General features: G+C 49.6%; 12 protein-coding genes. 10 read left to right on the plus strand and 2 right to left on the minus strand.

Translation table 11 applies throughout. The annotated features are described in order from the left end of the window. The first annotated feature begins 305 nt into the window (after nt 1-305). A complete protein-coding gene (locus H6A34_RS11545) occupies nt 306-1,217 on the plus strand; it encodes a glycosyltransferase family protein (RefSeq protein WP_205105641.1) in 912 nt (303 codons plus the stop codon). 134 nt (nt 1,218-1,351) lie between these two features. Beyond that, complete coding sequence (locus H6A34_RS11550; RefSeq protein ID WP_021948356.1) at nt 1,352-2,383, plus strand: DHH family phosphoesterase; 1,032 nt, start codon at nt 1,352-1,354, stop codon at nt 2,381-2,383. A 58-nt stretch (nt 2,384-2,441) separates the two neighbouring features. Here the strand turns inward: H6A34_RS11550 and H6A34_RS11555 are convergent, their stop codons facing one another. Then, nucleotides 2,442-3,014, minus strand: coding sequence for a 7-carboxy-7-deazaguanine synthase QueE (locus H6A34_RS11555; protein ID WP_205105642.1), 573 nt, complete (start codon nt 3,012-3,014; stop codon nt 2,442-2,444). Nucleotides 3,015-3,020: 6 nt separating this feature from the next. Then, nucleotides 3,021-3,359 (minus strand): 6-pyruvoyl trahydropterin synthase family protein, encoded by a 339-nt coding sequence (locus H6A34_RS11560; RefSeq protein ID WP_021948354.1) that lies wholly within the window; start codon nt 3,357-3,359, stop codon nt 3,021-3,023. Nucleotides 3,360-3,866: 507 nt separating this feature from the next. Between H6A34_RS11560 and H6A34_RS11565 the strand changes: the two genes are divergently transcribed. The 8 genes from H6A34_RS11565 to H6A34_RS11600 all read left to right on the plus strand — a co-directional run bounded on the left by H6A34_RS11565 (nt 3,867) and on the right by H6A34_RS11600 (nt 10,773). Continuing rightward, nucleotides 3,867-4,298: a transglycosylase SLT domain-containing protein gene (locus H6A34_RS11565; RefSeq protein ID WP_205105643.1), complete on the plus strand. Its 432-nt coding sequence runs from the start codon at nt 3,867-3,869 to the stop codon at nt 4,296-4,298. A gap of 455 nt (nt 4,299-4,753) precedes the next feature. Continuing rightward, on the plus strand, nt 4,754-5,443 hold the full coding sequence (locus tag H6A34_RS11570; protein ID WP_205105644.1) for a phosphatidylserine decarboxylase family protein: 690 nt from the start codon (nt 4,754-4,756) through the stop codon (nt 5,441-5,443). Between the two features lie 138 nt (nt 5,444-5,581). Beyond that, on the plus strand, nt 5,582-6,280 hold the full coding sequence (gene pssA / locus H6A34_RS11575) for a CDP-diacylglycerol--serine O-phosphatidyltransferase (RefSeq protein ID WP_205105648.1): 699 nt from the start codon (nt 5,582-5,584) through the stop codon (nt 6,278-6,280). A gap of 4 nt (nt 6,281-6,284) precedes the next feature. Continuing rightward, nucleotides 6,285-6,557 (plus strand): DUF4834 family protein, encoded by a 273-nt coding sequence (locus tag H6A34_RS11580; protein WP_021948387.1) that lies wholly within the window; start codon nt 6,285-6,287, stop codon nt 6,555-6,557. 116 nt (nt 6,558-6,673) lie between these two features. After that, nucleotides 6,674-8,248: a glycoside hydrolase family 28 protein gene (locus H6A34_RS11585; protein WP_205105645.1), complete on the plus strand. Its 1,575-nt coding sequence runs from the start codon at nt 6,674-6,676 to the stop codon at nt 8,246-8,248. Between the two features lie 87 nt (nt 8,249-8,335). Continuing rightward, nucleotides 8,336-9,214: an arginase family protein gene (locus H6A34_RS11590; RefSeq protein WP_205105646.1), complete on the plus strand. Its 879-nt coding sequence runs from the start codon at nt 8,336-8,338 to the stop codon at nt 9,212-9,214. Between the two features lie 645 nt (nt 9,215-9,859). After that, a complete protein-coding gene (locus tag H6A34_RS11595) occupies nt 9,860-10,147 on the plus strand; it encodes a LysO family transporter (RefSeq protein ID WP_021948390.1) in 288 nt (95 codons plus the stop codon). After that, nucleotides 10,144-10,773, plus strand: coding sequence for a LysO family transporter (locus H6A34_RS11600; protein ID WP_205105647.1), 630 nt, complete (start codon nt 10,144-10,146; stop codon nt 10,771-10,773). The genes H6A34_RS11595 and H6A34_RS11600 overlap by 4 nt, the downstream gene beginning before the upstream one ends. Nucleotides 10,774-10,853: the final 80 nt, after the last annotated feature.

Below are 10,853 nucleotides of genomic sequence, written 5' to 3' on the forward strand. Positions count from 1 at the left end.
CTTATCCATACTTCAAATTATATAACAAAACTATTGATTTTTAATCTTTTAAAAGAAAAACTCGATGTGCTCAATTTTATTTTGCTGAAAGGCCATCCAACAAAACTGCGGAAGAACCCGTCAATCGCAATAAATACACTTCTTTAAGCAATAATAATAGGCAAAAGTTCATTCTTTGGACAAAAAGCATTATATTTGCAATTCGTAAGCGCAGGGTGGCACATGTGCCGTTCTGCGCATATTGATATGCGATTTTACGGGATAACATCCCACATTATATTATAAGACATTAAAAACATTAAGACATGAAACCTACACTATTGCTGCTGGCTGCCGGCATGGGCAGCCGCTACGGCGGGCTAAAACAGCTCGACGGCCTTGGCCCCAACGGCGAGACCATTATGGACTATTCCATCTACGATGCAATCAAGGCCGGATTCGGCAAGATTGTATTCGTAATCAGAAAGGATTTTGAACAGGACTTCAAGGACAAAATCCTGAGCAAGTACGAGGGCCATGTTCCTGCCGAGCTGTGCTTCCAAAGCCTCGACGCTCTGCCCAAAGGATTCACCTGTCCGGAAGGCCGCGTTAAGCCGTGGGGCACCAACCACGCCGTACTCATGGCCAAGAACGTTATAAAGGAGCCGTTCTGCGTCATCAACTGCGACGACTTCTACAACCGCGATGCATTCATGGTTATCGGCAAATTCCTGGCTGACCTGCCCGAAGGCAGCAAAAACCGCTATGCAATGGTGGGCTTCCGTGTAGGCAATACACTGTCTGAAAACGGTACGGTTGCGCGCGGTATCTGCTCAAAGGACGCCGACGAGAACCTCACAACGGTAGTTGAGCGCACGGAAATAATGCGCGTCAACGGTCCCGTATGCTACAAGGACGAGCAAGGAGAATGGGTTGCCGTAGAGGACAACACGCCCGTATCCATGAACATGTGGGGCTTCACGCCCGACTATTTCGAGCACAGCGAGGCTTACTTCAAGGAGTTCCTTTCTGACCCGAAGAACATGTCGAACCCCAAGGCCGAATTCTTCATTCCGCTGATGGTCAACAAGCTCATCAATGACAACACGGCAACGGTAAAGGTTCTTGACACTACAAGTAAGTGGTTCGGCGTAACTTACGCTGCCGACCGCCAGAGCGTAGTAGACAAAATACAAAGCTTGATTAACGAAGGAGTATATCCCGAAAAGCTGTTCTAACACATAACAGCAGACAAAAGACAAGGAACAAGCAGGCAAGGAGATTTGCACTTTCGCCTGATTGACGAAAGAATGACCTTTAATGCAAACCACTTGCCTGCTTGTCTGCTCGATAACTTGTCAACTATTACAGAATGAACATCGACTTGCTTACCCCCGCGGAACTGGAACAGCTCCGCGAACTAATCAACGTTTCCGAAAAAATAGTATTGTGTTGCCACCGTAGTCCTGACGGCGACGCCATCGGCTCCGTGCTCGGATGGGCAGAGTTCCTGCGCACCCAAGGCAAGGTTCCCGTAGCAGTCATACCCGATGCATACCCCGACTTCCTTCAATGGATGCCGGGAACGGAACGCCTGCTAAGGTACGACAAGCACGAAAATTTCGCCAACGAGATACTGGCAGATGCCGACCTTATATTCTGCCTTGACTTCAACACCGCCTCCCGCACGGACAAAATGGCAGGACACATTACGGAGGCCAAGGCTAAAAAGGTGATGATTGACCACCACCTGAACCCCGACATGGACACTGTAATGTGCATATCACACCCCGAGGCGTGCAGCACTTGCGAGCTGGTGTTCCGCCTGATATGGCAGCTCGGCTGTTTCGAGAATGTCACCAAGAAGTGCGCCGTACCACTTTACTGCGGCATGATGACTGACACGGGCGGCTTCACCTACAACTCCACACGCCCCGAAATATTCTTCATAATCAGCCAACTGCTCACCAAACATATCAACAAGGACAAAATATACCGCAACGTCTACAACAATTACAGCGAGTGGCGAATGAGGCTCACGGGCTATGTCCTTTACCAGAAAATGGTAGTAATGGCTGAGCACAACGCTTGCTATTTCGTCCTTACACGCGAAGACCTGCGCCGCTTCCACTACATAAAGGGCGATGCCGAAGGACTTGTAAACATGCCATTGCAGATAAAAGGCACAAAGCTGAGCATCTCACTGCGCGAAGATACCGAACATGACAACATCGTATGGGTAAGCCTTCGTTCCGTAGATGATTTCCCCTGCAACCTTATGGCCGAGCAATACTTCAACGGCGGAGGACATCTCAACGCCTCCGGAGGACGACTGGAGTGCTCGATTGAAGAGGCTGAAGCCATAGTATGCCGTGCAATAGAAGAATTCTGCAAGGGAAGGTAAATAACTTACAAAAAGACATTAACGGTAGCCATGGAATCAAAACGCCATGGCTATCGTTTTATCTTATATCCAGCATTTTGTGTGTCTGCAATGACAGACGCCACTTCGGGTGGGCAAGGCAGTACTCCACAGCCTCCTTCAATATCCTTGCGTTAACCTTTGCATCGCCCACATCGCATGGCTGAAGGCTGTACACGGCAGCCGTATAGCGGTCATACACGGACATATCCTGCTCTGACGACTGGAAAATAACCTTCAGTTCGTCGATGTGTTCCAATCTTACCGGCCTGTATTTGGGCGAACATGTAATCCAATCAACGCCACAGTCCGCCGGCAACCGGCTCGTTCCGTTGGTCTCCATCTGTACGTACTTGCCGGCGGCATGCAGTCTCCCTACAAGCGAAGCGGTTATCTGCAGGGCTGGTTCGCCTCCAGTTATGACGATATGGCATGCAGGGTATTTCGACACCTCGTACATTATTTCGTCCTCGGTCATGTCGGCATAATCGTCGTGCCGCGTATCGCAGAACGAGCACTTGAGGTTACATCCCGAGAAACGTACGAACACGGCGGGCGTCCCCGAATAGAAACCCTCACCCTGAAGTGAATAGAAAATCTCGTTTACGCGCATACCTTATCAGTCTTCATCCTTGACGTAAGTTACCTTGTTATTGCGGCTCTCCTCAATGTCGACGCGGTAACAGCAGTCCACCTGTTCGCATATCCACCGCGCGATGTTCTCCGCCGTAGGGTTAAACGGCAGCAACTCGTTGAAGTCGCCATGGTCAAGATAGCCGTGGATTTTATCCTTTATGTGCTTGAAGTCAACCACCATGCCCTCGGCGTTAAGTTCTTTTGACTTGCAATGCACTGTCACGAGCCAGTTGTGCCCGTGCATAGCGCGGCACTTACTGTCATACGGAAGGTCAAGTCGGTGGCAGCCGGCTATCTCCATTTGCTTTGAAACATAATACATATTATCTTGTCTTAACGTGATTTTTGCTGTTTTCTTCTGCAAAATTACGCAAAAATCCCGACAAACGCAACCACATGGCCTCTTATCGCCCAAAGCGAACGCAACAATAACCCAAAAGAAAGCCCGACACTTACCTGCAAAAATAGCCGAAACGCTTGTGCAGACGGGCATTTCAGGCATGTCGGCAAAGCACGTCCGAGAGGCTCAATACTGCCGATTTCTTTACAATATTTTATCCCAATTTATTGATTTTCAATGTGATATAAAATATTAATTCACCATTAAAATGTTCAAAAAACGGACAAAACACTTGGCTCGTATAAGTTTTTTTCATACCTTTGCAGCGGTAAAAAGTTCAGGATAGTGAATCTTCTTTTGTTTTGAAAGCCACTATTCACGTTAGTTTATAACTGGCATCCAGACACGGTTTGGCCTTTATTCCCATACAAACCGCACGTCGCGAACTCCTTGGTTCTTCATCGGTTCAGGTGCCAAAAACAACTTAATATGGATAAATTAATAAGAAAGGTATTAGTAACATTATTTATCTTGACGGCAAGCTCTAACGCTTTTGCCAGCGAAAATGGGGCGGGACGCTCCGGCTTTAACTGGAATCCGGTGATGGATGCAATAATAGAAGTAGAAAGCGAAGGCAACCCGAGAGCTGTAAGCGGTAACTCATGCGGTGCCATGCAGATTACACCAATAATGGTGGAGGAATGCAACAACATTCTGAAAAAGAAGAAAAGCAAGAAGAGATACAAGTTATCCGACCGCTTCAACGTGGCAAAATCCAAAGAGATGTTCGTACTCTTCCAGTCGCACTACAACCCGCAGAACAACATCGAAAAGGCCATACGCTCGTGGAACGGCGGCCTGAGATACAGCGTAAGGGGAACGCAGAGATACTTCAATAAGGTAATGAAGCTGTTGAAATAATACAGACAATAAAACAAAAGACGGCATTTCGAGTCATGAAATGCCGTCTTTCGCATTATAAAAGGCCGTCTTTTGGAACACAAAAGGCGGCCTTTTACTAACCTGTTGAACACCAACGGGTTACGACAAGGGCGTAAACCACGGCCGAATATACACGGTATATATGCCACGCCAGGCTGAGCCCACCATGCCGACAGCATGCCTGAATGACGCGGAACAACGCCCGACGGAGTGCGCGCAAGCAATTACGACGAGGTAAGGAATTGGCGGAAATAACGTTTCAAAAAGCAAGGCAAATGGCATGTTTAAGTCATTTTTTGCATCATTTATGGCAAAACAGGCAGTAAAATGAGCGTTATCGGAACCCTTTATAGCGAAAGAATAAGTCCAAAAATTTGGGTAATAAATAAAAAAGGAGTACCTTTGCACCGATTTTTATGCTTCATTGACTTACCATGGGAAGAAGAATAAGGAAACTTAAGAACGTAAGACTTCACCGCGAAGGCACGGACACACTGGTTTACGGACTGGTGGCGTACGTCGCAATCGCCATGCTTCTATGGTTCTATGTCGACTGCAAAATTCCTTTCTGGGCATTCGTAATCGTGTTCGGAGTGATTTATTGCATAGTCGTCAACTTCTTCCGTTGCCCCAAACGCTATTTCGACGGCGATACAGAAAAGATTGTCGTTGCGCCGGCGGACGGTAAGGTAGTGGTAATAGAAGAAGTAGTAGAAGACGAGTATTTCCACGACAAGCGCCTGATGGTGAGCATATTCATGAGCCTGTTCAACGTACACGCCAACTGGTTTCCGGTTGACGGCAAAGTGAAATTCGTCCACCACCAGAACGGCAACTACCATAAGGCATGGCTGCCGAAAGCCAGCGAGGAGAACGAACACGCCGACATCATGCTCGAAACGCCGGAAGGCACCGAGATATTGTGCCGCCAGATAGCCGGCGCCGTGGCCCGTCGCATCGTAACTTACGCCAAGGCGGAGGAGGATTGCTACATTGACGAGCACTTAGGATTCATAAAGTTCGGCTCGCGTGTGGACGTCTACCTGCCCGTCGGAACCGAGGTCTGTGTCAAGATGGGCCAGTGCACCACGGGCGACAAGACCGTAATAGCAAAGTTGAAGTAAATTATTAAGGTTTTACGGTTTTGGGGTTATGAGGTTATACGGCAACACTTTCATAACTGCCGCCAGCAGAACAATTCACTGCAACTCCCATAAAACCGCATAACCGCACAACCATAAAACCGTATAACCGTACATATGATAAAAAAACACATCCCCAACACTCTTACTTGCTGCAACCTTATTTCAGGCTGCGTGGCTACGGTTTTCGCCCTCGGCGGCCAGATCAGCATAGCTTTTTTGTTCATCATCATTGGCGCGGTGTTCGACTTTTTCGACGGTATGAGTGCCCGCATGTTGGGTGTTTCGTCGCCAATCGGCAAGGAACTCGACTCGCTCGCCGACGACGTTACATTCGGAGTGGCGCCCGCAACGATGGTGTTCTACGTATTGGGAGTGCTCGACTATCCGGCGTTTCTTGAGCCGTTGCGCCCCGTGTTGCCGTTCTTCGCGTACATAATGGCGGCATTCTCGGCTTTAAGACTGGCCAAGTTCAATCTCGACGAACGCCAGGCAATGGGCTTCATCGGCCTGCCAACGCCTGCCAACGCCCTGTTCTGGGGCTCGTTCCTGTTAGGTGCGGCCAGTCTGCTGGAGTCGTCGCCATATATGATTTTCGTAGTTTTGGCTCTCGTCTTGCTGTGCAGCTATGTCATGGTAGCCGAAATCCCCATGTTCGCCCTTAAGTTCAAGCATTGGGGTTGGCACGGAAACGAGCTCAGGTACACGTTCCTGCTGACCTGCATTCCGTTGCTGCTGATATTCCGTATGTCGGCTTTCGCCATCATCATAGCTTGGTACGTGATTCTTTCCATATACTCAAACACTAAACAGAAATAAACAAATGTCAGCCATAATAGGTTTTCTCATATTCCTGTTTTTCTGCGCGTTCATAGTCGTAGGCATCATCGCGTTTAACATATACCGCTCATTCCGCGCGGTAAAGCAGAAGTTTGCCGACTTCAAAAACGGCACACGGCGCAATGGCGGATACAGTAACACAACACAATCCGCCGACGACGAGGTAATCATTGACCGCCGTTCGCCCGACGAAGCGAAGCGTAAAATCTTCTCAAAGAACGAAGGCGAATACGTAGACTTTGAGGAAGAGAAGTAAAAGCAGGTACACCCCGTAGCCTCATCACAGCCCCGCCTGTCGGCAAAAGCGCCTGAACAACCATTTGACTAAAAAGCCTAACAACCACAATAACCCTAAAAACACTACAAAAAACAATGAGAAAAATCTTTATTCTTGTGTGCGCCTGCATGCTTGCATTAGGCGCCTACGCAGCCGAAAAGGCTAAGTACAGCCATCTGTACAAGGACTTACCGTTCACTATGGAGCAGGTTACGGCTCCCGTTTTCCCACAAAACAAAGTAAATCTAAAGGACTTCGGCGCCAAAGGCGACGGCTCGTCGCTGTGTACCGAGGCATTCGCCAAGGCCATAGACGCGCTCGAGAAGATGGGCGGAGGCAAGCTGATAGTACCGCAAGGAGTATGGTACACCGGCCCGATAACGCTGAAAAGCAACATCAACCTGCACCTTAATAAAGGTGCGGTGATACTCTTTTCGCCCGACCTTGACCTTTATCCGCTCATCGACACATCGTTCGAAGGCCTCAACACACGCCGCTGCCAGTCGCCGATATCAGGCTTTAACCTCGAGAACGTGGCAATAACCGGCCAGGGAGTGATTGACGGCAACGGCGAGTATTGGCGTCCCGTGAAGCGCGAAAAGGTAACCGACAAGCAATGGAAAACGTTTACCTCACGCGGAGGAGCATTCAAGAACCCCAACTTCTGGTTCCCTTCTGAAGGCGCGCTGAAAGGCGATGCCCAAAGCAACATGAACGTTCCGTCAGGCGAAATGACAGAAGCTGAGTGGAACGAGATAAAACATTATCTGCGCCCGGTGATGGTCAGCCTCGTAAAATGCAAGAACGTATGGCTGAACGGCGTCATCTTCCAGAACTCTCCAGCATGGAACATACATCCGCTGATGTGCGAGAACGTGCTCGTTGAGGACGTCCAGGTAAGGAATCCGGCATTCGCGCAGAACGGAGACGGCATTGACCTCGAGTCGTGCAAGAACGCATTGATAGTCAACTCGTCGTTCGACGTTGGCGACGACGGCATTTGCATAAAGAGCGGAAAGGACGCTGACGGCCGCAAACGCGGCATTCCGTGCGAGAATGTGATAGTAAACGGATGTACGGTGTTCAAAGGTCACGGTGGATTTGTTGTCGGAAGCGAGATGAGCGGAGGCGTAAAGAACATCTATGTGTCCGACTGCCAGTTCCTCGGAACTGACGTAGGCCTGCGCTTCAAGAGTACTCGTGGACGAGGAGGCGTTGTTGAAGGCATATATATAAAGAACATATCAATGTTCGACATACAGACAGACGCCATCACGTTCGACCTGTATTACGGCGGAAAGTCGGCCGTTGAAGCCCTTGAGGACGGCGACGAGAATAAGCAGCAGAACGTCAAGGCATTCAAGGTGGACGAGACCACGCCCTGCTTCCGCGACATATACATCAACCACGTGATATGCCGCACGGCACGCCGGGCCGCTTATTTCAACGGATTACCCGAAATGCCGGTGAAGAATGTGCAGATAACCGACCTTGAGGTGAACAACGCCAAGGAGGGAATAGTTATCAACAACACCGACGGCGTGAAGCTGGAGAACATAAACGTGAGCGCCGAAAAGCATGAGTTCAGCGCCAAGAACTCAGTCAACGCAACAGTAAACGGCAAGACGTACGACAAGATTGACGCCAAGGGTATCACCCTTGACCTGTGACATACGCCACCGATTACCGAGCAAAGGGACAGGCATTAACGCGCGCACAGGCGCAAGACGCGCATTATATCAGCAAAAACAATCCGTATGAACAACGAAAGCAAGACACTGAGACTTATCTACCCGCAATGGCAGGGAGGCGACATCGCAAGATGGATACCCGAAATAAAGGACACGGCCGAGGCTGCCCGGGGCTACGTGCTTGGCTCAATGCTGCTCGACTTTCTCGCTCCCGACTGCGGACACGACAAGGTCACAGTGCCCGTAACAACGCAGCCGGGCGAACGGAAAGTAACAGACGGAGTGCTCGACCGTGATGACATTGCCGCCCAAACCAAGGCAGCTATGGACATACTGAGGGTAAAACGTCCCGACAGGATAGTCACCCTCGGCGGCGAATGCTCGGTCAGCGTGGTGCCGTTTACATATCTTTTCGACAGGTACGGAGGCGATGTCGCGATGGTATGGGTCGACGCCCACCCCGACATCACACTCCCGGGAGACGTCTATACGGGCTATCACGCCATGGCCGTGACGGCCTGCATGGGCATGGGCGACAGTAAGATACTGGCCGAACTGCCCGCAAAAATCGAGCCTGCAAAGATTCTTTACGTTGGTCTTAGAGACTGGGAAAGGGACGAGATAGTGCAACGCCAGCAGCAGTTGGGCATTAAACACCTGTCACCTGCCGACGTAGCGCACGACAGCCACGAGGTGACGGCATGGCTCAAGGCCTGCGGCGCGTCGAAGGTTGTAGTCCACTTAGACCTCGACGTGCTTGACCCTGCAGAGATAATCCCCGCCGTCGGCATATCGCCCGACGGCATGAAGATGGCCGAAGTGACAAGAGTCATCAACGATATTGCCGCCGAAAAAGACCTTGTAGGGCTCACCGTGGCCGAGCCAATGCCACGAACGGCAATGCGGATAAGGGACATGCTGAGCAGTCTGCCGCTGTTCAGGTAAATATTTCAACTCGAAATTATACGTCGGCCATAAGCAACGAGATGCGTGCTTATGACCGATTTTTCATGTGTTTGGTGCCGTTCTATCAGTCATTTATAACTCATTGAAATACAACAACTTACGAATCAGCTTACAAAAGGCCGTCTTTTGCCTTGCAAAAGGCCACCTTTTATGAACTAAAAGACGGCAAATAGCAACGCTAAAGACGGCCTTTTGCATTACTGGTGAAAAGCTACGGCGGTTCATGTCATGATGAGCCATTCAGAGAATCACCACAAACTACACCTAAACAGAATATTTTTCGTATTTTTATTCATTTATTCCAATTCTTTTGTTTACCTTTGCAGCCGCAAATAAAAACGACCGAAAATAAATGATGAAACTACAGACTGTACATAGCATGGCCCACGGCTTACTACGGACAAACTGTCCGCGGCATGCCAGTTTCATCGTGCATGTACATTGGTTCAGCGGTTTCATCTAAGTTTGTTATTCCAAACATTCTTCATTCGCCTTGATGCGTCAAGGCATACTCATGCCGCCGACGGTTAAAACGCCGGTGACAGGAATTATTGCCGCCCATCCTCAAGCAAACGGAAGGGGCACAGACAACATGTGTAACAACAAGAAACAAACAGAAAGACAATGTTCAACATATTGATATTACTGCTGCTCGGCATTGCGTCGGGCTACGTTTTCCGCAACAGCGGATTTCTGAAGAACATCGACAAGAGCGTTTCGGCCACGGTGCTATTCATGCTTTTCGTTTTTGGCATATCCATAGGTAACAATAGTGAACTGATGAACAATCTCGGACGTTACGGCATACACGCCGCCATACTGGCGTCGTTCGGCACGGCAGGCAGTCTGCTGGCGTCGTATTTCGCATACAAACTGCTGTTCGGAAAGAAGAGGAAAGGAGGCGAAAAATGAAGGAAACGCTGCCCGTACTGACCATGTTCGGCCTCGGGGTGGCGCTCGGCGCCGGCGGTTTCATACCCCAATGGCTGCTGCCCAAAGGCATTACAATGACCATCCTGTGTATCTTGGTTTTCCAAGTGGGGCTAAGCATCGGTTCCAACGACAAGTTCAAAGACATGATTCGCGGCTTCCGGCCCAGCATGTTACTGCTTCCGCTCTTCACGATAGCCGGCACGCTGTTGTTCTCAGTGCTCGCCAGCCTGTTCGTTTCTGGCCGCAGCACAGCCGACTGCCTGGCCGTAGGCAGCGGATTTGCCTACTATTCGTTATCTTCAGTACTCATAACAGAACTAAAAAGCGCCTCAGCCGGAGTGCAGATTGCCACCGAACTTGGCACGCTTGCACTGCTCGCAAACATCGTAAGGGAGGTGGTATCACTGCTCGGAGCCCCCTTATTCTCGAGGTTTTTCGGCAAATTTGCCCCTATATCAGCCGCCGGTATCAACTCGATGGACGTACTCCTGCCATCTATAAGCCGCTATTCGGGCAAAGAAATGATACCTGCCGCCATCATGCACGGCATAGCCCTCGAGCTGTCAGTACCCCTGTTGGTGTCCTTGTTTTGTGGAATAGAATGAGAAAAGGTGAGAAAGTGAGAGGGTGAGAAGGTGAGAAAACAAGTCAAGTATAATACATCAACATGTAATTTCTTATTATT

The organism is Marseilla massiliensis, assembly GCF_016899855.1.
Taxonomy (GTDB): Bacteria; Bacteroidota; Bacteroidia; order Bacteroidales; family Bacteroidaceae; genus Prevotella.

Bases quoted from the DNA above. Each gene is read 5' to 3' on its own strand.
- H6A34_RS11545 (WP_205105641.1), top strand. From the start codon at position 306: ATGAAACCTACACTATTGCTGCTGGCTGCCGGCATGGGCAGCCGCTAC.
- H6A34_RS11560 (WP_021948354.1), bottom strand. From the start codon at position 3,359: ATGTATTATGTTTCAAAGCAAATGGAGATAGCCGGCTGCCACCGACTT.
- H6A34_RS11550 (WP_021948356.1), top strand. From the start codon at position 1,352: ATGAACATCGACTTGCTTACCCCCGCGGAACTGGAACAGCTCCGCGAA.
- H6A34_RS11600 (WP_205105647.1), top strand. From the start codon at position 10,144: ATGAAGGAAACGCTGCCCGTACTGACCATGTTCGGCCTCGGGGTGGCG.
- H6A34_RS11590 (WP_205105646.1), top strand. From the start codon at position 8,336: ATGAACAACGAAAGCAAGACACTGAGACTTATCTACCCGCAATGGCAG.
- H6A34_RS11565 (WP_205105643.1), top strand. From the start codon at position 3,867: ATGGATAAATTAATAAGAAAGGTATTAGTAACATTATTTATCTTGACG.
- H6A34_RS11580 (WP_021948387.1), top strand. From the start codon at position 6,285: ATGTCAGCCATAATAGGTTTTCTCATATTCCTGTTTTTCTGCGCGTTC.
- H6A34_RS11570 (WP_205105644.1), top strand. From the start codon at position 4,754: ATGGGAAGAAGAATAAGGAAACTTAAGAACGTAAGACTTCACCGCGAA.
- H6A34_RS11555 (WP_205105642.1), bottom strand. From the start codon at position 3,014: ATGCGCGTAAACGAGATTTTCTATTCACTTCAGGGTGAGGGTTTCTAT.
- H6A34_RS11585 (WP_205105645.1), top strand. From the start codon at position 6,674: ATGAGAAAAATCTTTATTCTTGTGTGCGCCTGCATGCTTGCATTAGGC.
- H6A34_RS11595 (WP_021948390.1), top strand. From the start codon at position 9,860: ATGTTCAACATATTGATATTACTGCTGCTCGGCATTGCGTCGGGCTAC.